Origin of the sequence: Ureibacillus galli, assembly GCF_014836845.1 — a bacterium.
GTDB lineage: Bacteria > Bacillota > Bacilli > Bacillales_A > Planococcaceae > Ureibacillus > Ureibacillus galli.
In genome coordinates, this window is the sequence record NZ_JACSQA010000002.1 from 85,593 (window position 1) to 108,078 (window position 22,486).

A 22,486-nucleotide genomic window follows, 5' to 3' on the forward strand; every position below is an offset into this window, starting at 1 on the left:
TATCCTGTTAGTGCATATGATTATTCATCTTGATTATCACGGTCTTTAAGATCTTTTTCATCTTCAATGATATCTTCTTGGTTACCTTCTAAAATGCGTTCATCGTTATTGTTTACTTCACCAGAAACACCATTTTGTCCAGCACCATTACTATTTTGTACACCGTCTTGGTCCTCTGTGTTGTCTGTGCCATTTTCGGCATTAAAGTCTTCACCTTCAGGGCCACGGTTAGCATCATTATATGAATCTTCACCTACAGCATCATTTGTACCGTTATTTACATCATTTCCGTTATCATAGGAGTCGTTTTCAAGGACGTCATCTGCACCTTCTTGGACGTTATCGACACCTTCATTTACGCCTTCTTGTACTTCGTTAACACCTCTATTGATGTCTTCTCCTACTTCATCGGCAGCATCTTCTCCGTTATTGTTACATCCGACTAACAATGCTGTTCCTAAAATAAATGCAAAAACCGGTTTTTTCCACATAAAAAATTCCCTCCTTTCAACTTTTACACTCCATCACATAAGGAATGTGATTATTCATAGAGTGCCCGAGAAAGGAAGGAAATATCCGAAAAAAAGATGTAACCTATTTTTGCTATTCTTCTTAATCTTTACATTGGTTAAAAGTAGAAATCCATTTATTTTGGTTGAACTGGACCGATTGCAAACAAAATATCTGCTTCACAAACAAGTTCGCCTTCTACCGTTGCAACAGCATGTCCTTTCCCCATTGCACCGCGTAGTTTTACAAATTCAACTTCTAGTTTTAATTGGTCGCCAGGTACTACTTGACGTTTAAAACGACAATTATCAATTCCAGTTAAAAAAGCAAGACGGCCTTTATACTCTTCAGATTTTAATAATGCCACTCCGCCAACCTGAGCCAATGCCTCAACGATTAATACTCCCGGCATAATTGGATATCCTGGAAAATGGCCATTAAAAAACTCTTCATTAATTGATACATTTTTTAATCCTACTGCTCGTTTTCCTTCTTCAACTTCAATAATACGATCCACTAATAAAAATGGATAGCGGTGTGGTAAAATAGCCTGAATTTGTTCAGCAGTTAGCATTTCCCATTCCCCCTTAAAAATTGTATGTATTTTCATTCGTTACTGAACTAATAAAGGTGAAAAGAATAGTTATTTTACTATTCTTTCCCTTCTATTAAATCAATGATGTGTTGCCATGTTCCCCATTTTAGCACATTCATTGCTTCTCCATCACCTATAACACCAAAACCTATCATCAATCCAGAAACTGCGGCAATAATAAGTAAGATTAGGACAAGGAGTATTCTTAACCAAATAGGAAAAAGACGAAAACTATACCATCTTATAGGTTTTTCAGAAATGGTTTTGTCCCTTTTTTCTTTTTTTTCTTCTTGAGGAACTTTCGGCTTTTCTGATTCTTTTTTTAATACATTAAACATTGCCGTTCTCCCCTTAGAAAATATAGTGAAAGATTCATTTTACCATCAAGAAATTATCGAATTCCATTAATTAACCCTAACATTTGATCAGCAATTGAAACAGCACGTGAATTAAATTGATAATTACGTTGCGCATTAATTAAATTTGTCATTTCAGTGGAAAGATCCACATTGGAAGACTCTAATGCACCGTTTGTTATTCCAACTTCAACCCGTGCGCCACCTTGTAAATTCGTTAATACATCTTCTTCATTATAACCTAATTCTCCGAAATTGGCAGGGAGTGCAATATATGTACCAGAAACATGTTCTAACAATTGAGGAGTATGTAGTTCCGTAATCCCTAACTCAACATTTAAAGTTTCCCCATCAGATAAATTTACGCGTAAAGTGCCATCACTCGATAAATTAAAGTTCGTTACATTATCAGGGAAATAAATCGCGTTGCCGCTACTATCTGCAACTGGGTACCCATCACCGTTCACAAGCATAACTTGACCATTTTCTACAGGAGACACATAAAAATCACCTTGTCTAGAATAGACAAGACGCTGCCCATCTTCACCATTTGGCATTAAAATATTAAAGTATTGTTTTTCCTTTGTGAAAGCAAGATCTAAATCACGATTCGTTTTTTGAAGTGATCCTTGTGAAAAATTTGTTTGAATTTGACCGATGTATGCACCAACCCCATAACGGATTCCGACCGGTGAATTACGAACCGTTCTGTCCATTTCTTCATTATTAAACTGTTGATATAAAAGTTCAGAAAAGGTCGCCTCATTTGCTTTATAGCCAGCTGTGTTACTATTAGAAATATTGTTACTAATTGTATCAATTTGGCTTTGCAACTGTCCTAACGTGTTGGTTGCCGTTATCATTGTACGTAGCATAAATAATCCCCCTAGCTTTAAACTCTTCCAATTTCATTTACTGCTTTGTCCATACTTTTATCGTAAGCTTGAAGAACTTTTTGATTTGCTTCAAAGGCACGATAAGCAGTTAATAAGTCTGTCATGGATTGAGCTGAATCAACATTTGATCCTTCAAGGAAACTTTGTTGCATCGAGAATGTTACATTATTTTGCCCATAAGCTGAAGGAAGTTCAGTATCGTCTACAGTACGAAATAATCCGTTATCTTGTTTTTCTAGTACATCTGGATTTCCAGAAAAAGCAACACCAAGAGATGCAACTATTGCGTCCTCAACATAAATATCTCCATTTTGTGAAAGGGTAAAGTCGTCACTTGGTAATTGAATACGTTCTCCAGTAGCAGATAAAACATACAGTCCTTGACTATTTACTAAATAACCTTGTCCATCTAACGTAAAATTACCATTACGTGTATAAGCTTCCCCACCATCTGGATGCTCGAGCCGGAAAAAGATTGTCCCCGTTTGACCTGACTGTTCATCAACAGGCATTTCACCGTTTATTAACGCGACATCGGTTTTTTGGCTCGTTTCATAAATAGAACCCTGTGTATAATTTCCTAACGTTTCTTGTAAGTATACACCCGTATTTAACGAACCAATTGGATCTGTCTCGGTAAAATTCAATCCATTTTTTGTAGGTATATTAGTATTCCCTACTGCTGATAAAAGCATGTCCGGAAAGGAACGAATGGTCGATTGATCTGCTTTAAAGCCAGGTGTATTAGCGTTGGCCATATTGTTTGTAATAATTTCTGTTTTTCGCTGTTGGGATACCATTCCTGTCGCGACAGTATAAAAGCCTTTAAACATACCTATCACCTCTATTTAAGTTAAATGACATGTGTATTGTGACGCAACTAAATTCTTGAACCTGGTGAACGGTCGATATTGTCTAACATTAAGCCTGTCCCAACTGCTACACAGTCCATTGGGTTATCAGCAACGAAAACAGGTACTTTCAATTCTTTTGTTAATAATTGATCCATTCCGTGTAATAGGGCACCACCACCAGTAATGCACACACCACGATCAATAATATCAGCTGATAATTCAGGTGGTGTTTTTTCCAATACATTTTTCGCTGATTGGACAATTAAAGAAACGGACTCATGTAGTGCCTTTTCAATTTCTGAAGAATGGATTGTAATTGTTCTTGGTAATCCTGTAACCATGTCACGACCACGAATTTCCATTGACTCCTCACGGCTACCAGGATAAACTGTACCAATATTAATTTTAATTGCTTCTGCTGTTCGTTCCCCAATTAAAAGTTTGTATTCTTTTTTTATGTATTGCAAAATATCATTATCAAAAACGTCTCCAGCTACTTTAATGGATTCACTAGTAACGATATCTCCCATTGAAAGAACTGCTACATCAGTTGTACCACCACCGATATCAACTACCATGTTACCGCTCGGTTGGAAAATATCCATTCCAGCCCCAATTGCAGCTACTTTCGGTTCTTCTTCTAAGTACACCTTCTTACCGCCTGATTTTTCTGCAGCTTCACGAATCGCTTTCTGTTCTACACTTGTAATGTTCGTTGGGCAGCAAATTAGAATACGCGGTTTAGAGAACATCCCTTTTAAGTCTAACTTATTGATAAAATATTTTAACATAGCTTCTGTTACATCAAAATCTGCAATAACACCATCTTTTAATGGTCGAATAGCAATGATGTTACCTGGTGTTCGTCCAACCATTTGACGGGCTTCTTCTCCAACTGCTAGTACCTTTTTGCTATTTTTATCGATTGCCACAACGGACGGCTCATTTAATACAATTCCTTTTCCTTTGACAAAAATGAGCACGTTCGCAGTTCCTAAATCGATTCCAATATCTTTAGAAAACATGATATAATTCCCCTTCCTACCTTATCCAACATAATTCGACTTCAGTTTTCTACATTAATCTAGAATATTTTATCATATTCGAATATTAATTACATCTTTATTTATGTATGATTAAGTGTTTGTCAATCATATATTTTTAATTACTTATTTTCCAATTCCTTTATACCTACATAGTAAAAAAGCACTTAGTTGACTTATACAGCCAAACTAAATGCTCTTTCAATGGTTTTGTCGGGATTGCCACTTCTTACGTGTCGCCTCGCCTCCTCGTAAATGACGAATTGATTTGTGATATGCTAATATTTCTTTCACTTCATTTGCTAATTGTTCATTGACTAAGAATAATCGTTCAGTTAGATCTTTATGAACTGTACTTTTAGAATAACCCGTCATTTTCGCAAGGACACGAACCGTCTCACCTGTTTCAATAAGTAGCTCTCCTAGCCTAACGCAACGATGCCGAATGTGCTCGTGCACGTTCTCTTCCTTTCTATCGGATATAAGAATGTGCCGTTTTGCTAACGAAAAGGTGTTTTTTTCAACGTGTTCATATTATGAGTGTTTCATTGACGTTTGCAACTAGCGATTTAACGTTTATTCACAATATGAGTTTTTTCACAATTTCAGAACCATATTTATTAAGAAAACAACAAAAACGCCCAATATCCTTAATTAGACGTTGAAAGCTTTTAGAAGTTTCAATGTTATAAAGGATATGGACGTTTTGTCATCATCAATACTTGTACAAAATCTGATTCGTTTGTTAAATCATTAGAAAGCTAAAAAGTTTCTTGGGTTTACATGCTCTCCATCTTGTAACACTTCAAAGTGTAGATGGTTTCCAGCTGAAGGATTCCATTCATTTTCAGTTGTAGTGCCTAATGGTTGACCTTGAACGACTGTGTCGCCTTCTTTTACAAGAATATCCGTTACAGAGCTATAACGTGTTTCCATTCCATTTGGATGTGTAATGACAATCTGATTTCCAGTAAATGCATCAAGTTTTACTTCTTTCACTTCACCACTCATCGCAGCAAGTACTTCAAAAGGTTCATTATTAACAGCCAATGATACGCCAGAAGAAGTTGAGAATGTTTGATTAAACACTAAAAGTGCATTTTCTCTTGTTGCTTCATCTGCAGTCACATCGTAAAAGTCTTGTAAAACTTTTACATTATCTAATTGTTTTTCATCGAAAGGATATTTCAATGTTTCTGTTTTAGCGTTTGTTTCAATGACTGTTGAATCATCTGAAGCAGTTCCATTTTGGGCAACTTCTTTTTCCTCATCATCACCAATAAGTGCTGTATAACTGAAAATCAGACCAACTAAAACTACAGCAATTCCTGCATAAATTGTCGGCCAAAACCATGGCTTTTTCTGCCAACTGTTTTTGTTAGGAGAAGGCTTAATTTGTTTTTCTTCTCTCATGTTCATCACCTCAAGTAGAAGTGTGAACAAATTTTTACATTTCTAATCACATTTTGGAAAAAAATCCTTATTTTTTACAATTTAATTTTTCAATACTCGTATTTTTATAGTAATATTCAATAATTTCATGGGCAGTTGAGCCATGATCAGCCATTGCATCAGCACCGTATTGACTCATACCTACACCATGACCATATCCTTCTGTTTTAACAACGATTTCACCATCGACTACATCAATTTGAAAATCTGTAGAACGCAAATTTAACAGTGTTCGTATTTCCCTGCCTGTCCATTCATTTTTATCGTTTAATACCCTTTCGACTCTTCCAGTATTGTTTCGTTGCAAGCGTAACTGTTTCACATCATCTATTGTCCAATTCGTCTTTAATCGCTTATTCCATTCCTCAAGGGAAAAAGTCGTGATTTGTTCGTAATTCTCTGCATATTGAAAATCGGTACTTGCAACGGATTGTAAATAAGGAATTTCTGTTCCACTATAGTTTTTTGAGCTTTCTGTCATACCATTACTCATAGAATGAAACATCGCTGTAATTAGTTCTCCATTGTAATAAATCACTTCGCCTTCAGTACTTTTAACTGCCTCTTTCACTTTTTTTTCAAATTCCTCATAAGACTTGTCCCAATTTTCTTTTCTCGTATCCTCGTCATAAAAAACTTGCTTTGCAACAGTAGGTTCAATAGGTGTTTGTCCATAATTTGTATTTTTTAACACATAGGTCCTTGCAGCAATTGCTTGTGCTTTTAATGCTTCTATATGGAAACTTACAGGCATTTCGGCTGCAACAACTCCAATAACATACTCCTCTAAATCAATCGGAATATCACTTCCACTCACTTGAATTGTTATTTCACAAGCGTTATTAATAGAGGAACCTCCTCGTTGTACGACTTTTTTTTCATGACTTTTAAAGAGAAAAGGAAAGAAAAAGAGTCCAGCAATGAAACAAATGATTGTTACGACTATTATCTGGTTTTTGAAATTTTTTATTTTTTTCATACATATTATTTATGATAGAGAGTTATAAAATATTTCAACTTTTTAAATAAAAATTTATAAACATATAACTAAAAACGACAAAACTCAAATGTATGAATTTTGTCGTAATTTTGTAATATTTATCTGTACTAAAACATATGTTTAATTTAAAAAAGAAATTTACAATGATGAGTTAATGATAGGTATTAGATTTCAACAACTTGTTCTTCTGCCACAACTGCTTCTTCATCAGACTGATCTTCGATTCTTTCAATAATCGCACCTAAAGAAGCAAGTTTTTGATGGAAATTAACATAACCACGATCTAAATGGTGTAATTTCGTAATTCTAGTAACTCCTTCAGAAACGAGTCCAGCTAAAATTAATGCTGCAGCAGCACGTAAATCTGTGGCAGCAACTTCTGCTCCTTGCAATTTAACAGGACCTTCAATAAATACAGAGCGTCCTTCAATTTTCACTTGTGCATTCATGCGTCTAAACTCTTCAACATGCATAAAACGGTTTTCAAACACTGTTTCCGTAATAATACTTGTTCCTTCAGCAGTAAGCATTAATGCCATCATTTGAGCTTGCATATCTGTTGGGAAACCAGGATGTGGCATCGTTTTAAGATCAACCGCTTTTAAAGGCTGTGTCGCACGAATACGTAAGCCCTCTTGTTCCTCAATTACCTCAACACCCATTTCACGTAATTTAGCTACAAGTGCAGTCATATGCTCAGGCACAGCATTTTCAATAAATACGTCACCACCCGTAATTGCCGCTGCAACCATAAACGTTCCAGCTTCAATGCGATCCGGGATAATATGATGAGTTGTACCATGCAATTCATTTACACCTTCAACTCGGATTGTATCCGTTCCAGCTCCAATGACACGACCACCCATACTATTAATGAAATTAGCTAAATCTACAATTTCAGGCTCTTTAGCAGCATTTTCAATAATTGTCGTACCCTTTGCTAATGCTGCTGCTGTCATTATGTTTTCAGTTGCTCCCACACTTGGGAAATCTAAATAAATTTCAGCACCTTTTAAACCATTTACTGTTTTTGCTTCAACAAATCCATGACCAAAGGAAATTGTAGCACCCATTGCTTCAAAACCTTTTAAATGCAACTCAATTGGTCTTGAGCCGATTGCACAGCCACCTGGTAATGCCACACGAGCATAACCATTCCGAGCCAGTAAAGATCCCATTACAAGTATAGAAGCACGCATCTTACTAACAAATTCAAACTGAGCTTCACTCGATAATTGCTTTTCTGCATTTATATGGATTTCATTTTTTTCTTCGTTGTATTCTACATTTGCATTTAGGCTTTTTAGTACTTCATTTATTGTATGAACATCCGCTAAATTCGGAACGTCTCTTATTATATTATGATTCTTTGAAGCTAATAATGATGCTGCTAGAATTGGTAATACGGCATTTTTGGCACCTTCTACTTTTACGATTCCTCGTAATTTTTGGCCTCCCGTAACAATGATTTTCTCCACAATTCGTCCCTCCGAATTCATTTGTCCAAAACTGTCAAAATCTGAAATATTCGTTTTTATATTTAAAACACACAAACTATCAATATAGTACAGCTTAAAGATGATATAAACAAGCATCTAAATCACTATTTTACACGAAAACACAATAATTTTCTACAATTTATAATACGCTAATTTAAACATAATGGTGAATTTCATGTCACTAATTACATAAAATTTCATTAAACATGCATAAAGTACTACAACATATTACAACATTATTACCCAGGAAATACAAAAATCTTTCAAGAAAATAAAGATTGTATGTTTACTATAATCTAAATATATGTTATGTAACGACAAACGAAAGATCATTTGTCCTTACAAGGCATATAATATGTACCTTAAAAAAGATAATGGTTAATTTTATGAAAAAATGAAAGGTAATTGTTGTGACCAATTTGTAATATCTAAAATAAAGTTTGAAACAGTTGATCCAATGACAATGCTTAATAAAATATAAATAAGCTGAATTTGAAACGTATGTCCCTTTTTAAACAGTTGTTCTAATCGAAAAGCTTGTAACGCATAAAAACTAATGACAATAAAAAAGATATGGGATATTAATCCAATGACTGCTTGTAAGCCCATCGATTGATAGAATTCCATGTTACAAGATTCCTCCTTGTTAAACAGTTAAAAAGCGGACAGTTGCCCGTCCGCTTTTATCTTTTGTAATGAAAATTACATATTACCCTCATGAACGCTGATACGATTAATCGCACGTTTTAAAGCTAGCTCAGCGCGTTGGAAATCAATGTCATCTTGTTTCATTTGAAGACGTTGTTCCGCACGTGCCATTGCTTCTTTAGCACGGGCAAGATCGATATTCGCTGCAACTTCAGCTGACGGAGCTAGTATCGAAATTTGATCAGGACGAACTTCAATGAATCCACCACTAACGGCAACAATTTCTTGTGAACCGTCTTCTTTTTTTAGTGTCACAGCACCAATTGTAAGTGGAGCAACCATAGGAATATGTCCTGCTAGAACACCAATTTCACCAGAAACTGTTTTAGCGATAACCATTGCGACTTCTGAATCGTACACTGGGCCGTCGGGAGTGACAATATTGACTTGAACTGTCTTCATATTTTTTCCTCCTCGTCCGAAAGTTATACCTCTACGCCCATGCTTTTAGCTTTTTCAATAACCTCTTCAATGCTACCTACTAAACGGAAAGCATCTTCTGGTAAGTGATCGTATTTACCTTCAAGGATTTCCTTGAATGAACGAACAGTATCTTTTACGTGTACAAAAGAACCTGGTTGACCAGTAAATTGTTCCGCTACGTGGAAGTTTTGAGATAAGAAGAATTGAATACGACGAGCACGTTCAACTGTTTGCTTGTCTTCATCAGATAATTCATCCATACCTAAGATGGCGATAATATCTTGTAATTCGTTGTAACGTTGTAAAGTCATTTGAACTCCACGAGCTACTTTATAGTGTTCTTCACCAACAATTTCAGGTGATAAAGCACGAGAAGTTGAAGCTAGTGGATCCACCGCAGGGTAGATACCCATCTCAGATAATTTACGCTCTAAGTTTGTTGTTGCATCTAAGTGAGCGAAAGTTGTAGCTGGAGCTGGGTCAGTATAGTCATCGGCAGGTACATAGATTGCTTGAATAGATGTTACCGAACCTTTATTTGTAGATGTAATACGTTCTTGTAAGTTACCCATTTCAGTAGCAAGTGTTGGTTGGTAACCTACCGCAGAAGGCATACGTCCTAATAGGGCAGAAACCTCAGAACCTGCTTGTGTGAAACGGAAAATGTTATCGATGAATAAAAGTACGTCTTGACCTTGTTCATCACGGAAGAATTCAGCCATTGTAAGACCAGTTAAAGCAACACGCATACGTGCTCCAGGTGGCTCATTCATTTGACCGAATACCATTGATGTTTTACTAATAACACCAGAGTCACTCATTTCGTGGAATAAGTCGTTCCCTTCACGAGTACGTTCACCTACACCAGCGAATACGGAAATACCACCGTGACCTTGAGCGATGTTGTTAATAAGTTCTTGAATTAATACAGTTTTACCTACACCGGCACCACCGAATAAACCTACTTTACCACCTTTAATGTATGGAGCTAATAAGTCTACTACTTTAATACCTGTTTCTAGGATTTGAACTTCAGTAGTTAATTCATCAAATTTAGGAGCTTCGCGGTGAATAGAATCACGACGAGCTTCTGCTGGGATTTCTTCTCCTAAGTCGATAACTTCACCAAGTACGTTAAATACACGTCCTAGAGTTACGTCACCAACTGGTACAGAGATTGGATTTCCTAAGTCTGTAACTTCTGCACCACGTTGTAAGCCGTCAGTAGATGACATAGCAATCGTGCGGACAGAATCGTCACCTAAGTGAAGAGCTACTTCTAAAGTTAAAGTAACTGATTCTTGATTTGGACGGTCAATCTTAACAGTTAAAGCGTTATAGATTGCTGGTAATTGGCCGTTGCTGAATTTAACGTCAACAACCGGACCCATTACTTGAATAACGTGTCCTATGTTCATTTCTTTGTACCCTCCTATCGAGTTTGGTGTCCGAGCGGCGTTATTATTCCGTCATGTTTGATAAATAACAATGTTCCGCTTTTCTTCCTTTTATAAACGACATTGGAGTGCTGAGCCTATTCTAAGGCTGCAGCTCCACCAACGATTTCTGTAATTTCTTGCGTAATCGCCGCTTGACGCGCACGGTTATATTCAAGAGATAATGCACTAATAAGTTCTTTCGCATTATCAGTTGCAGTTTTCATCGCTGTCATACGAGCAGCATGTTCACTTGCTTTACCATCTAATAAAGCACCATAAATTAAGCTTTCTGCATATTGAGGAAGTAGAACTTCTAGAATTGCATCGCCTGATGGCTCAAATTCATATGATGCATGAACGCCTTCACTTGCTGGAGCTAAATCAGTAATTGGTAATACCTTTTTCTCAGTAACTTCTTGTGAAATAACACTGACAAAGTGGTTATAGTACATATAAAGTTCATCATATGTACCATCAGCGAACATACCAACAGCTTTACGAGCGATTTGTTTAACGTCAGAGAAAGAAGGTTGGTCAGGTAAACCAATAATACTTTCAATTACGTTATAACCACGTTTTACGAAATAATCACGTGCCACACGACCGATTGCCAAAATCACGTATTCGTCTTTTGACTTATGACGCTCGTTTAATGTACGAGTTAACTGACGTAAAATACTTGAGTTATATGCCCCTGCAAGTCCACGGTCAGATCCAATTACTAAATAAGCTGTTTTCTTTACAGGACGAGATACTAACATTGGGTGTGTTGCATCTGAAGTACCTGACGCAATTGCAGCAACTACATCTTGTACTTTTTCCATATAAGGAACGTAAGCTTTTGCATTTTGTTCTGCACGATTTTTCTTAGAAGCAGAAACCATTTGCATGGCTTTTGTCATTGCGCTCGTTTTCTTCGTTGAACCAATACGATTTTTTATATCGCGTAAGTTTGCCACTGGTATTTCACCACCTTTTCGTTTTTAATCACAAATCACGGCTTAAGATCTTACTCTGATTTTGCAAAAGTCTTTTTGAATTCGTTAAGAGCAGCTGCCATTTCTTCATCAGAAGGAAGTTCTTTTGTAGTACGGATATGATCTAAAACGTTAGTGTGGTTTACATCTAACCAGCTGTATAATTCAGCTTCGAAACGAACGATATCTTGAACAGGGATATCATCTAAGAAACCACGAGTTAATGCATAAAGAATTGTAACTTGTTTTTCAACTTTAATTGGTTTGTTAAGATCTTGTTTAAGAACTTCAACCGTACGTTTACCACGTTCAAGTTTTGCAAGAGTTGCTTTATCTAAATCTGAACCAAATTGAGCGAATGATTCAAGTTCACGGTAAGCTGCTAAGTCAAGACGTAGTGTACCAGCAACTTTTTTCATCGCTTTAATTTGAGCAGAACCACCTACACGTGATACGGATAAACCAGCGTTGATGGCTGGACGTACACCTGAGTGGAATAAGTCAGATTGTAAGAAAATTTGTCCATCAGTGATTGAGATTACGTTTGTTGGGATGTATGCAGAGATATCCCCAGCTTGTGTCTCAACGAATGGAAGAGCTGTAATCGAACCATTTTTATACGTTTCGTTTAATTTCGCAGCACGCTCTAATAGACGGCTGTGTAAGTAGAATACGTCACCAGGGTAAGCTTCACGACCTGGAGGACGACGTAATAATAATGAAAGTTCACGGTAAGCTGCCGCTTGTTTTGATAAATCATCGTATACGATTAATACGTGTTTACCTTGTAACATAAACTCTTCAGCCATAGATACACCAGCATAAGGTGCTAAGTATAATAATGGAGCTGGTTGAGAAGCAGATGCAGTTACAACGATTGAGTAATCTAAAGCACCGTGTTTACGAAGTGTTTCTACTACGCCACGAACTGTAGATTCTTTTTGACCGATAGCAACATAGATACAAATCATATCTTGGTCTGCTTGGTTAAGGATTGTATCGATTGCAATTGAAGTTTTACCAACTTGACGGTCACCGATGATTAACTCACGTTGACCACGACCGATTGGTACAAGAGCGTCAATCGCTTTAATACCTGTTTGTAATGGTTCGTGAACGGATTTACGAGCCATTACACCGAAAGCTGGGCTTTCGATAGGACGAGTTTTTGTAGTGTTGATTGGGCCTTGTCCATCCACTGGTTGACCTAGTGGGTTTACAACGCGACCAATTAATTCTTCACCAACTGGTACTTCCATAATACGGCCAGTTCGACGTACTTCATCGCCTTCTTTAATGTCTAAGTATGGTCCTAAGATGATGATACCAACGTTACCTTCTTCTAAGTTTTGAGCCATACCCATAACACCGTTAGAGAACTCTAATAATTCTCCAGCCATGACATTGTCGAGGCCATGAGCACGAGCGATACCGTCACCAACTGTGATTACAGTACCAACTTCGCTTACTTCTAATTCAGATTGGTAGTTTTCAATCTGCTTTTTTATCAGCACGCTGATTTCTTCAGCCTTGATGCCCATGAATGTCACCTCTCACATTTCTTTTTAATTAACCAACTAACGTACGTTTTAATCCCTCTAGCTTATTTGCTACAGTGTTATCAAAAATGTAGTTACCGATTTGAACACGTACACCACCAAGAATGGATGGTTCGATTACGTTTGTAATAGTAAGTTTTTCTTTACCAACTAATTTACCGAAAGAAGAAGAGATTTCGTCTTTTTCTTGATCAGTAAGAGCACGAGTAGAGAAAACTGTTGCATTAGCAGCACCTTGTGATGCAGCTGCTAATTGTTTAAATTGTTGCGCTAAACTTTCTACTTCATTAACACGTTTCTTTTCAATTAGAAGTTCAAGCGTGCTAACGACGATTGGGTTCGCACTAGCAAAAATTTCTGCTACAATTTGTTTTTTACGTTCGATAGAGAACTTTGGAGTAGCAAGTAAAGAAAGTAACTCTGGAGTAGTTTCTAAAACTTTTACTAACTCCTCTAAATCTCCGTTCACTTCCGCAACGACTTGTTTTTCTTGCGCTAATTGAAACAATGCATTCGCATAGCGGCTAGCTATAGTCGATTGACTCATTTCGCTTCGCCTGCCTTCGCAATCGTTTCTTTAATTAGTGCGCTATTGTCCTCTTCAGAAATTTCTTTCCCAAGAACTTTAGATGCCGCAAGAACCGATAGTGAAACGACTTCTTCACGAACTGCAGCGATTGCTTTTTCTTTCTCAGTTTCGATTTCACGAACAGCTGATTCTTTTAAGCGGTTAGCTTCAGCACGAGCAGCAGTAATGATTTCATCACGTTGTACTTCGCCTTGTTTTTTAGCACTTTCAATGATTGTTTGTGCTTCAGTACGAGCTTCTTTTAAAAGACTTCTTTGTTCTTCTAAAAGTTTAGCTGATTCTTTGCGAGCGTTTTCAGCTGCATCGATTTCGCTTGCAACTAATTCTTCACGTTGTTGCATAATGCCCATTAACGGACCCCACGCGAATTTCTTTAGAAGAGCCATTAACACGATGAAGATAACTAATGTTGCGATTACGTCTCCACCATTAAAGTTGTGAGCTCCAGCACCAAGTACTAGGTAATCTAAATTCACGATTGTTTCACTCCCTTCAAGAGCTTTCAATATTGTCTCGTTTCAAAGCGGTTTGCATTAAAGCGAACTTATGAAACATTCATAAAATCTATGATTTCATTTCTTTACTTTCAATTTCAAAAAAACTTTTAAATCAAACTGTTTTCATACAAAAGGAATGGCGAAGTTTCTTCTTGTGGAATCATCTTCGCCACACAAATTGAGCCGACAATTATCGGTTCATTACGATGAATGCTACTACTACTGCAATGATCGGTAGGGCTTCTACTAACGCTACCCCGATGAACATTGTAGTTTGAAGAACGCCACGAGCCTCTGGTTGGCGAGCGATACCTTCTACTGTACGTGAAACGATAAGACCGTTACCAATACCTGCACCAAGTGCACCTAAACCGATTGCGATTGCTGCTGCTAATAAACCCATTGAAAATTTCCTCCTTGGAATTGTTTTTTATTTTTGTTAAGCAATTAATGTTTACACTAAAAGCTTTATATTAATGGTCTGCACTCACTTTGTGAGATAAGTAAACCATTGTTAACATTGTGAAAATGAAGGCTTGGATAAAGCCAATAAAGATTGAGAATCCTTGCCATGCCATCGTTGGAATGATAGCACCTATGAATCCTACTGCACCTGAACCTGCCATACCAGCAAGTAAACCAAGTAAAATTTCACCAGCATAAATGTTACCGTAAAGACGAAGACCTAACGTTAATGTATTAGCGAATTCCTCTACAATTTTAAGCGGGAACATAAATGACATTGGTTGAACAAAAGTTCTGAAATAATTTCCAGTACCACGCATTTTAATACCGTAGTATGTTGCTAGTACCATAACCATCGCTGCTAATGTTAATGTAACAGTAGGGTCAGCTGTTGGTGATTTCCACCATAAATCGCCACCTACGATGATTCCTGAAAATGGTAAACCTAACAAGTTTGCAACGGCGATAAACATAATTAATGTGATCCCTAAAATGTGGAATCGACCGCCTGTTTTCCAGTCCATGTTGCTTTGGATGATTCCCTTTACGAAATCCATAACCCATTCCATAAAGTTTTGCATACCAGTTGGTTTCAGCTTTAAGTTACGTGTAGCAATAAATGCAATTAAAAACACAATGGCAGCTGTTACCACTAGCATAAGAACTGTTGATAAGTTGAAAGTTAAAAAGCCTATCGTTAGCTCTGGAGCTCCATGATCCATTCTTGCATTCACCTCACTTTCTTAGTTACCTTAGTTGTTTCTTACTGAATATACGATAACTCCTATAAATAGGAACACGTACGGAATCATTAGCCCTATGACTGTGCTAATTAAATGAAAATATTGTGGCAACGTAATGGCGATAGCGACTGCTGCAATACCTGATCCAAAGCGCAAAGCTGAGCCGAGAGATACTGCTTTTCTTCCTTCACTTATGGAACGATCAAACTTGTCCATTCTTCGAACAAGAATCCAAAAGTTATATGTACCAAAGCAAGCACCCACCGCAATTCCAGCAAAAACTGTTGGATATGAGGTAAATCCCCATCCTAACGCACAAAGAGCAAGCAAAAAAAATAACGCTTTCTTCTGCATGGCAAAAATGTGATGCAAATCTAGCATTGGCAATTTATCTCCCAAATCTTTTTCGAGTAACGTTAAAATCGTTCACTACTAAAGGAATCAAGCGAGTATATGTATTACAAGCGGTTTCAATAATGATAAAATCATCTAATTATATAATTAAATCCTTATATTAATAAGAATTTAACTTTGTTCCGCTGCAAACATTTAAACTCAGACGCTTGAAAACGTTGCTAATTGACATTGACTAGTTTCAACTGTCAATCTAGTAGAAACTTGATATAACAAGTGTTTATGGTCAGTACTTGACTTAAAAAACCCTTGTCATTCTTACCCTTTGTAAGCATACAATAGTGATATTTTGATGTCAATTGGTTATAGTGAAAAACTTCACAACTCATGAATTCTTGTCAAATTGTTGACAAATTTGTGTAATAACTTTCAAATATCACTTGGTTATATTTTATTATTTTAGCAAAACAACCATTTCACCATTCTTTCTTCCAAAATATTCAAATCATATAAAATTCTTTTTCCTACAATATTATTCACTTATTCCTTAAAAACTAATCAACGGTTCACCATTGGGATCAATAAACCATTTAAAATGAAAATAATGGCCCTTCTCCATATAAAAGGGTCATTATTTTCGATTACATATTCTTAAAAACTAAGCAGTTTTTACTTTGTACCAAATAAACGGTCACCAGCATCTCCTAAGCCTGGAACAATATATCCGTGATCGTTTAATTTTTCGTCAAGGGCAGCAATGTAAATATCTACATCAGGGTGCTCTTCTTGAATAGCTTCAACACCTTCAGGGGCAGCAATTAAGCACATAAATTTAATACTTTTTGCTCCTCGTGTTTTTAATGAGTTAATCGCCTCAACTGCAGAGCCACCTGTAGCTAACATAGGATCAACTATAATAAAGTCACGTTCTTCCACATCAGCAGGAAGTTTTGCATAATATTCAACTGGTTTTAGTGTTTCTGGATCGCGATATAATCCAATATGTCCCACTTTTGCAGCTGGGATTAATTTTAATATTCCATCAACCATACCGATACCAGCACGTAGAATTGGAACAATTGCCATTTTTTTACCTGAAAGTACTTTTGTTTTAGCTTTTGTTACAGGAGTATCAATTTCAATTTCCTCAAGTGGCATATCACGAGTAATTTCAAATGCCATTAATGTTGCTACTTCATCCACTAGTTCACGAAATTCTTTTGTTCCAGTGTTTTTATCACGGATATAAGTTAACTTATGTTGGATTAATGGGTGATCAAATACATATACTTTGCTCAATGGGACTCGCTCCTAACTATTCATTTCATTCATTTACCATCTGTGATGTTTTCTAAAGACTAAGAAAAAATCACCTAATCTAAACTAGTATATCAAAAAAAGTTCTAACATAAAACTATATGTCAAATGCATTTATAGAACTTTCGATTTTAAAACATACGTTCCATAAACAGCTTAAGGTGTTTACTTTTGTAAAACACAAAAAGCTAGTGAGAGAACTCACTAGCTTTTTTATATTAAATATTTGTTACTAAATCTTCGTAAATTGGATATTTATCTGTTAAAACTTTTACACGATCAGCTGCTTCTTGTTTTACCCCAGCATCCTCTGGATTTTTAAGAAGTTTAGCAATAATTAATCCAACCTCTTTCATGTCTTCTTCTACGAAGCCACGACTAGTTACAGCAGGTGTACCGATACGGATACCAGAAGTAACAAACGGTTTTTCTTGATCATAAGGGATTGTATTTTTATTTACAGTAATCCCTACTTCATCTAATATCTTTTCAGCCACTTTACCAGTTAAACCAACTGATTTCACATTCACTAATAATAAATGGTTATCTGTACCGCCGGAAACAATTTCTAATCCTTCTGAAATTAATGTTTCAGCAAGAACTTTTGCATTCTTTTTAATTTGTTTTGCATATTCTTTAAATTCTGGTTGTAACGCTTCACCAAACGCCACTGCTTTAGCAGCGATGACATGCATTAATGGCCCACCTTGAATTCCAGGGAAGACCGACTTATCAATCTTTTTACCCCATTCTTCAGAAGTTAAAATTAAACCACCACGAGGTCCACGTAACGTTTTATGAGTAGTTGAAGTAACAAAATCTGCATAAGGTACTGGGGATGGATGTTCACCAGCTGCTACAAGACCAGCAATATGTGCCATATCTACCATGAAATAAGCTCCGACTTCATCTGCAATATCACGGAATTTTTTAAAATCGATTTCACGTGGATAGGCAGAAGCACCAGCTACAATTAACTTCGGCTTATGTTCTAAAGCTTTTGCGCGAACATCTTCATAATCTATTACATTTGTATCTTCCGTTACGCCATACTCTACAAATTTATATTGAATACCAGAAAAATTAACAGGAGAACCATGTGTTAAGTGACCACCATGGGAAAGATTCATTCCTAGTACTGTATCACCTGGTTCAAGAACCGTGAAGTATACTGCCATATTTGCTTGCGCACCAGAGTGGGGTTGAACATTTGCATATTCAGCACCAAAAATTTGTTTTACACGGTCGCGAGCGATGTCTTCAACAACGTCAACATGTTCACAACCTCCGTAGTAACGTTTACCAGGATAACCTTCAGCATATTTATTTGTTAATACAGATCCTTGTGCTTCCATAACCGCTTCGGAAACAATGTTTTCGGATGCAATTAATTCAATGTTTGCTTGTTGACGTTTTTTCTCTGCTAAAATTCCTTCTAGTACTGCTTTATCTTGTGCCGCTACTTTTTCATAAGCCATCGTTATAAATCCCCCTAAAGTTCTTTTATTTTTTTAATAAAAATCATTATAATTGGATTTTATCTGATTAACAGCAATAAACATCAATTGTTAATCTTTTTACATTAAGCGTGGATAAACACGCTCTATTAACATAAATGATTTAACTGAAACCTTTAAATATTTCTATTCAGTAGGTCTTACATAGATTGCCCGTTCTCCACCTATTAACTTTGGACGTGTTTTCGCTATTGTTACTACCGCTTCTCCAATTTTTCGGATGGATGTTCGAACGGGAATTGCTACTTCTTTTAAATGCATCCCAATAAGGGTTTGACCTAAGTCAATTCCGGCATGCGCTCGAACATGTTCGACGACTACTGGATTTTCTAATTGAGTATAGGCATAGGCTGACATCGAACCTCCTGCATGTTTTACAGGGATAACGGTTACGGGTTCTAAACCGTATATTAAAGCAGCACTATACTCCATCGTTAATGCACGATTAATATGTTCGCAGCCTTGGAAAACTAAATAAAGATTGTTTCTTTTAGCAAAACTTGCAAATTCCCGATAAAGCACTTCCGCTATTTCGATAGCACCCGATGTTCCGATTTTTGAACCAGCAATTTCAGAAGTTGAACAACCGATAACAAACAATTGATTCGGTTGGAACTGTACTTGTTGTTCCAGTTCGTCAAGCAATTGGGATAATTGGGACTGTACTTGTTGTAAATGAATCATCGATGAATTACCCTTCAAGCTCGGAAATTTTATCGATGCGTCGAGTATGACGACCACCTTCAAAATCCGTATTTAACCATGCCTTTACGATTTCTCTCGCTAGACCTGGACCAATTACTCGTTCACCCATCGCTAAAACATTTGAATCGTTATGGCAACGAGTAGCTTTAGCACTAAATACATCATGAACTAATGCACAACGAATCCCTTTTACTTTGTTTGCAGCAATTGACATTCCGATGCCGGTTCCACAAATTAAAATTCCTCGATCAAACTTACCAGTTGCAACACCATCAGCTACAGGGCGAGCATAATCAGGATAATCAACTGAATCATCGGACTTTGGTCCAAAATCTTCATAACTAATTTGAAGTTCGTCTAATAGTGACATAATTTCTTTACGTAAGTTATTTCCACCGTGGTCTGAAGAAATTGCAATTTTCACTATGTTCCCTCCTACGTGTTATTGTCATCAACAGTGTACCACTTATTACGAAAGATTAACATGGATTTTGAAAAGTTTCCTTTAATCTTTTTCATAAAACACGAATAATATATTGCATTTGTATTATAATGTTCATATTTTAATCGTAATTCCAACGTAAACACTGTAAATAATTCGTGTATTCAACAAAATCCGTTTCATTATTCTGATTTTTATTATAATTAACTTCTATGATTTGCGAAACGAATAAGTGCCATCATTCGTAAGTAGTTTATAACTTACTAGAATGATGGCACTTTTCATTTATGTAGTTTCAAACAATTTATTATTGGGTCTTTTACTAACTCACTTACATAATTATATCTAGCTATTTTTCTGAAAGTTTTACTATTAATTCGTCGATGAGCCGATTTAATTCCAGATACGTTTGTCTATAGGTAGCGATATCCCCACCAAATGGGTCTGATACATCTTTTGAACCGTATGGTGTCACGTATTCTTTTAAAGTAAAAGTTTTGTTTAGGGCATTTGGAAAAGTATGAAGAATCATATTTTTATGGGCCCAAGTCATTGTTAAAATTAAATCTGCCCATTCGATATCTTGTAGTTTCACTTGGGAAGTCATATGCTCAAAATTAATTTGATCATGTTCAAGCACAGCTTTTGCATTTTCGGATATTCCGCCCCCCTCTAATGCATAAATGCCAGCTGATTTAACTTGTACACCTTGCACATTTTTACTTCTCAAAATAGCCTCAGCCATAGGGCTTCTACAAGTATTGCCAGTACAAATGAAATAAATGTTCATGATGTCCACTCTTTCTATATTAAAGATAATCAATACTATTAAAAAACGTATAGATACTTATAACAATTAACGACAATCCTGCAATCCACTTCAACGAATCCCCTTTTATAGAAAAACGGCTTCTTGCGAGTTGCAAAGAAATGTAAGACAGTACAAAAGTCCATAATCCTGCACTGAAAATAAATAAAAATTTTTGTAAGTTAAGCATACCAAAAGAAATGCTGACTGAAAAGGTATCTAAACTGGCTGTAATCGCTAATATTGATATGGGAATTGCCATTATTTGACGATTCTTTGTTGAAAGGATTAATTGAAGCCCAATAGAAAACAATAGAATACTAGAAATTAAATTTGACCATTGTAATAGGATATGTACCATCCATCTACCGAGAGTAAAACCGATAATTGGGAATATCATATGTAATATAGCCGTCCATAAAGAAAGAATGAAACGTTGTTTTACGTCGGGAAGAAGTAAATAAAGTGCGACTACATCCAGTGCCACAATAAGTCCGGTAAGTATTTCCTGCAAAATAGTCCTCTTTCCTTTATTAGATTTCTACTATCATATGCCTCATCATCATTCTTTATCATTGTTTCTTGTCCACCTTTTTTAAAATTAAAAAAGGGTTTACTTTTTCAAGCAAACCCTTCATTAGAATCTATTCTTCATTTTTATACCACTTACTACCTGCAGCTTTTTCTAGCCGGTTCATTATAGCCGCACCGACACCTTCTGTAGTAGTCGTTGTAGCTAATATAATGGATGCCTCTGTCTTATCACACGCTCTCAAATCATCATAAAGTTTCGCACTCATTTGCTCTTTATTTTCTTCACTTCCATAGGAGAAAAAATAATCTGCCTTTAAATCTTGATAGGATGAAGGTGCAAGAAGGGCTACTTTATGTCCACATTCTTTTAACTTTCTCAATGCCTGTTCTACTTCTTTTTTATTAAGATCGATTAAGTATACCGGAGCATTTGGCGCATAATGGGTATATTTCATCCCTGGCGCCTTTGGTGTCGAATCGAGTTTTTGTTGTTCCTTTGTTGGTAGTATGACTTTACCAATTACTTGTTCTAACATTTCTTTTGTTACACCGCCTGGACGAAGTATGACTGGTGGGGTAACCGTTACATCTAGTACTGTCGATTCAATACCTAAACCTGTTGCTCCCCCATCTAATATAAGAGGAATGCGACCTTGTAAATCTTCTTCGACATGAACAGCTTTTGTAGGACTTGGCTTTCCACTTCGATTTGCACTTGGAGCCGCTACTGGTTTTCGTAACTTTCTTAATAACCTTAAAGCTACTTCATGGTTTGGCATTCGTAATCCAACAGTCGATAAACCTGCTGTAACATTGGATGCTAGTTTCCCTTTTTTCGCTTGCATTATCAACGTTAACGGGCCAGGCCAAAAACAATCCATTAGTTTCTTAGCAACATCCGGAATTTCTTCTATATAATTTGGAACTTCATCAATCGTTCCAATATGTACAATTAAGGGGTTATCAGACGGACGACCTTTTGCTTCAAAGATTTTTTTCACAGCCAACTCATTCGTTGCAACAGCACCAAGTCCATAGACTGTCTCTGTAGGAAAGGCGACAACTTCCCCTCTATTTAACAAATCGACCGCTTGTGAATAACTGATTTCGCTATTACTATTATCCACAAGCATTCTGAGCGTTTCCATCATTGCCCCTCCTTCTCTAATTTCGAAATTTTCTAACAGTTTATACACATTTTGTG

Annotated in this window: 27 protein-coding genes; all 27 read right to left on the reverse strand. The window is 36.5% G+C overall.

Translation table 11 applies throughout. The features are described from left to right. Positions 1-20: 20 nt before the first annotated feature. The 27 genes from H9636_RS02100 to H9636_RS02230 all read right to left on the reverse strand — a co-directional run bounded on the left by H9636_RS02100 (position 21) and on the right by H9636_RS02230 (position 22,430). Positions 21-491: a hypothetical protein gene (locus H9636_RS02100; protein WP_191706002.1), complete on the reverse strand. Its 471-nt coding sequence runs from the start codon at positions 489-491 to the stop codon at positions 21-23. Between the two features lie 155 nt (positions 492-646). Next, positions 647-1,084, reverse strand: a complete 438-nt coding sequence (fabZ, locus tag H9636_RS02105; RefSeq protein WP_191706003.1) for a 3-hydroxyacyl-ACP dehydratase FabZ — start codon at positions 1,082-1,084, stop codon at positions 647-649. Between the two features lie 77 nt (positions 1,085-1,161). Further along, positions 1,162-1,443, reverse strand: coding sequence for a DNA-directed RNA polymerase subunit beta (locus H9636_RS02110; RefSeq protein WP_191706004.1), 282 nt, complete (start codon positions 1,441-1,443; stop codon positions 1,162-1,164). A gap of 53 nt (positions 1,444-1,496) precedes the next feature. Then, positions 1,497-2,336, reverse strand: a complete 840-nt coding sequence (locus tag H9636_RS02115) for a flagellar hook-basal body protein (RefSeq protein ID WP_191706005.1) — start codon at positions 2,334-2,336, stop codon at positions 1,497-1,499. Between the two features lie 17 nt (positions 2,337-2,353). After that, on the reverse strand, positions 2,354-3,190 hold the full coding sequence (locus H9636_RS02120; protein WP_191706006.1) for a flagellar hook-basal body protein: 837 nt from the start codon (positions 3,188-3,190) through the stop codon (positions 2,354-2,356). Between the two features lie 47 nt (positions 3,191-3,237). Then, positions 3,238-4,236 (reverse strand): rod shape-determining protein, encoded by a 999-nt coding sequence (mreB, locus tag H9636_RS02125; protein ID WP_191706007.1) that lies wholly within the window; start codon positions 4,234-4,236, stop codon positions 3,238-3,240. Between the two features lie 219 nt (positions 4,237-4,455). Next, on the reverse strand, positions 4,456-4,713 hold the full coding sequence (locus tag H9636_RS02130) for a sporulation transcriptional regulator SpoIIID (protein ID WP_122971477.1): 258 nt from the start codon (positions 4,711-4,713) through the stop codon (positions 4,456-4,458). Between the two features lie 294 nt (positions 4,714-5,007). Continuing rightward, the gene (locus H9636_RS02135) at positions 5,008-5,667 is read right to left on the reverse strand and encodes a M23 family metallopeptidase (protein ID WP_191706008.1); all 660 of its coding nucleotides are present in this window, start codon (positions 5,665-5,667) and stop codon (positions 5,008-5,010) included. 67 nt (positions 5,668-5,734) lie between these two features. Next, the gene (gene spoIID, locus H9636_RS02140; protein ID WP_318240982.1) at positions 5,735-6,523 is read right to left on the reverse strand and encodes a stage II sporulation protein D; all 789 of its coding nucleotides are present in this window, start codon (positions 6,521-6,523) and stop codon (positions 5,735-5,737) included. 347 nt (positions 6,524-6,870) lie between these two features. Beyond that, positions 6,871-8,184: a UDP-N-acetylglucosamine 1-carboxyvinyltransferase gene (gene murA / locus H9636_RS02145; RefSeq protein ID WP_191706010.1), complete on the reverse strand. Its 1,314-nt coding sequence runs from the start codon at positions 8,182-8,184 to the stop codon at positions 6,871-6,873. A 405-nt stretch (positions 8,185-8,589) separates the two neighbouring features. Beyond that, the gene (locus tag H9636_RS02150; RefSeq protein WP_191706011.1) at positions 8,590-8,832 is read right to left on the reverse strand and encodes a DUF1146 family protein; all 243 of its coding nucleotides are present in this window, start codon (positions 8,830-8,832) and stop codon (positions 8,590-8,592) included. Between the two features lie 75 nt (positions 8,833-8,907). After that, positions 8,908-9,315: a F0F1 ATP synthase subunit epsilon gene (locus tag H9636_RS02155; protein ID WP_191706012.1), complete on the reverse strand. Its 408-nt coding sequence runs from the start codon at positions 9,313-9,315 to the stop codon at positions 8,908-8,910. A gap of 23 nt (positions 9,316-9,338) precedes the next feature. Continuing rightward, the gene (atpD, locus tag H9636_RS02160; RefSeq protein WP_191706013.1) at positions 9,339-10,754 is read right to left on the reverse strand and encodes a F0F1 ATP synthase subunit beta; all 1,416 of its coding nucleotides are present in this window, start codon (positions 10,752-10,754) and stop codon (positions 9,339-9,341) included. Positions 10,755-10,870: 116 nt separating this feature from the next. After that, positions 10,871-11,734: an ATP synthase F1 subunit gamma gene (gene atpG, locus H9636_RS02165; protein WP_122971470.1), complete on the reverse strand. Its 864-nt coding sequence runs from the start codon at positions 11,732-11,734 to the stop codon at positions 10,871-10,873. 50 nt (positions 11,735-11,784) lie between these two features. Then, positions 11,785-13,293, reverse strand: coding sequence for a F0F1 ATP synthase subunit alpha (gene atpA, locus H9636_RS02170; protein WP_122971469.1), 1,509 nt, complete (start codon positions 13,291-13,293; stop codon positions 11,785-11,787). Positions 13,294-13,321: 28 nt separating this feature from the next. Further along, the gene (locus H9636_RS02175; protein WP_191706014.1) at positions 13,322-13,858 is read right to left on the reverse strand and encodes a F0F1 ATP synthase subunit delta; all 537 of its coding nucleotides are present in this window, start codon (positions 13,856-13,858) and stop codon (positions 13,322-13,324) included. Beyond that, positions 13,855-14,376 carry a F0F1 ATP synthase subunit B gene (atpF, locus tag H9636_RS02180; protein ID WP_191706015.1) on the reverse strand — a complete coding sequence of 174 codons (522 nt, stop codon included), beginning with the start codon at positions 14,374-14,376 and terminating at the stop codon, positions 13,855-13,857. Before atpF ends, H9636_RS02175 begins: the two co-directional genes overlap by 4 nt. Positions 14,377-14,587: 211 nt before the next feature. Further along, positions 14,588-14,800: a F0F1 ATP synthase subunit C gene (gene atpE, locus H9636_RS02185; RefSeq protein ID WP_036200106.1), complete on the reverse strand. Its 213-nt coding sequence runs from the start codon at positions 14,798-14,800 to the stop codon at positions 14,588-14,590. Positions 14,801-14,870: 70 nt separating this feature from the next. After that, positions 14,871-15,584, reverse strand: a complete 714-nt coding sequence (gene atpB, locus H9636_RS02190; RefSeq protein ID WP_191706016.1) for a F0F1 ATP synthase subunit A — start codon at positions 15,582-15,584, stop codon at positions 14,871-14,873. Positions 15,585-15,614: 30 nt separating this feature from the next. After that, positions 15,615-15,986, reverse strand: coding sequence for an ATP synthase subunit I (locus H9636_RS02195; RefSeq protein ID WP_191706017.1), 372 nt, complete (start codon positions 15,984-15,986; stop codon positions 15,615-15,617). Positions 15,987-16,628: 642 nt separating this feature from the next. Further along, entirely contained in the window at positions 16,629-17,258 is a 630-nt protein-coding gene (upp, locus tag H9636_RS02200) for a uracil phosphoribosyltransferase (RefSeq protein WP_191706018.1), read from the reverse strand. 236 nt (positions 17,259-17,494) lie between these two features. After that, positions 17,495-18,754: a serine hydroxymethyltransferase gene (gene glyA / locus H9636_RS02205; RefSeq protein ID WP_191706019.1), complete on the reverse strand. Its 1,260-nt coding sequence runs from the start codon at positions 18,752-18,754 to the stop codon at positions 17,495-17,497. Positions 18,755-18,919: 165 nt separating this feature from the next. Next, complete coding sequence (locus H9636_RS02210; RefSeq protein WP_191706020.1) at positions 18,920-19,477, reverse strand: TIGR01440 family protein; 558 nt, start codon at positions 19,475-19,477, stop codon at positions 18,920-18,922. A gap of 7 nt (positions 19,478-19,484) precedes the next feature. Then, positions 19,485-19,922 carry a ribose 5-phosphate isomerase B gene (gene rpiB, locus H9636_RS02215; protein WP_191706021.1) on the reverse strand — a complete coding sequence of 146 codons (438 nt, stop codon included), beginning with the start codon at positions 19,920-19,922 and terminating at the stop codon, positions 19,485-19,487. A gap of 367 nt (positions 19,923-20,289) precedes the next feature. Then, positions 20,290-20,730: a low molecular weight protein arginine phosphatase gene (locus H9636_RS02220; protein WP_191706022.1), complete on the reverse strand. Its 441-nt coding sequence runs from the start codon at positions 20,728-20,730 to the stop codon at positions 20,290-20,292. Between the two features lie 19 nt (positions 20,731-20,749). After that, entirely contained in the window at positions 20,750-21,262 is a 513-nt protein-coding gene (locus H9636_RS02225; protein ID WP_191706023.1) for a manganese efflux pump MntP, read from the reverse strand. 130 nt (positions 21,263-21,392) lie between these two features. Continuing rightward, positions 21,393-22,430 (reverse strand): L-threonylcarbamoyladenylate synthase, encoded by a 1,038-nt coding sequence (locus tag H9636_RS02230; protein WP_191706024.1) that lies wholly within the window; start codon positions 22,428-22,430, stop codon positions 21,393-21,395. Positions 22,431-22,486 lie beyond the last annotated feature (56 nt).

Coding starts and splice junctions, on each gene's coding strand:
- H9636_RS02100 (WP_191706002.1), bottom strand. CDS start 491: ATGTGGAAAAAACCGGTTTTTGCATTTATTTTAGGAACAGCATTGTTA.
- fabZ (WP_191706003.1), bottom strand. CDS start 1,084: ATGCTAACTGCTGAACAAATTCAGGCTATTTTACCACACCGCTATCCA.
- H9636_RS02110 (WP_191706004.1), bottom strand. CDS start 1,443: ATGTTTAATGTATTAAAAAAAGAATCAGAAAAGCCGAAAGTTCCTCAA.
- H9636_RS02115 (WP_191706005.1), bottom strand. CDS start 2,336: ATGCTACGTACAATGATAACGGCAACCAACACGTTAGGACAGTTGCAA.
- H9636_RS02120 (WP_191706006.1), bottom strand. CDS start 3,190: ATGTTTAAAGGCTTTTATACTGTCGCGACAGGAATGGTATCCCAACAG.
- mreB (WP_191706007.1), bottom strand. CDS start 4,236: ATGTTTTCTAAAGATATTGGAATCGATTTAGGAACTGCGAACGTGCTC.
- H9636_RS02135 (WP_191706008.1), bottom strand. CDS start 5,667: ATGAGAGAAGAAAAACAAATTAAGCCTTCTCCTAACAAAAACAGTTGG.
- H9636_RS02150 (WP_191706011.1), bottom strand. CDS start 8,832: ATGGAATTCTATCAATCGATGGGCTTACAAGCAGTCATTGGATTAATA.
- H9636_RS02155 (WP_191706012.1), bottom strand. CDS start 9,315: ATGAAGACAGTTCAAGTCAATATTGTCACTCCCGACGGCCCAGTGTAC.
- atpD (WP_191706013.1), bottom strand. CDS start 10,754: ATGAACATAGGACACGTTATTCAAGTAATGGGTCCGGTTGTTGACGTT.
- atpA (WP_122971469.1), bottom strand. CDS start 13,293: ATGGGCATCAAGGCTGAAGAAATCAGCGTGCTGATAAAAAAGCAGATT.
- H9636_RS02175 (WP_191706014.1), bottom strand. CDS start 13,858: ATGAGTCAATCGACTATAGCTAGCCGCTATGCGAATGCATTGTTTCAA.
- atpE (WP_036200106.1), bottom strand. CDS start 14,800: ATGGGTTTATTAGCAGCAGCAATCGCAATCGGTTTAGGTGCACTTGGT.
- atpB (WP_191706016.1), bottom strand. CDS start 15,584: ATGGATCATGGAGCTCCAGAGCTAACGATAGGCTTTTTAACTTTCAAC.
- H9636_RS02195 (WP_191706017.1), bottom strand. CDS start 15,986: ATGCTAGATTTGCATCACATTTTTGCCATGCAGAAGAAAGCGTTATTT.
- glyA (WP_191706019.1), bottom strand. CDS start 18,754: ATGGCTTATGAAAAAGTAGCGGCACAAGATAAAGCAGTACTAGAAGGA.
- H9636_RS02210 (WP_191706020.1), bottom strand. CDS start 19,477: ATGATTCATTTACAACAAGTACAGTCCCAATTATCCCAATTGCTTGAC.
- H9636_RS02220 (WP_191706022.1), bottom strand. CDS start 20,730: ATGAACATTTATTTCATTTGTACTGGCAATACTTGTAGAAGCCCTATG.
- H9636_RS02230 (WP_191706024.1), bottom strand. CDS start 22,430: ATGGAAACGCTCAGAATGCTTGTGGATAATAGTAATAGCGAAATCAGT.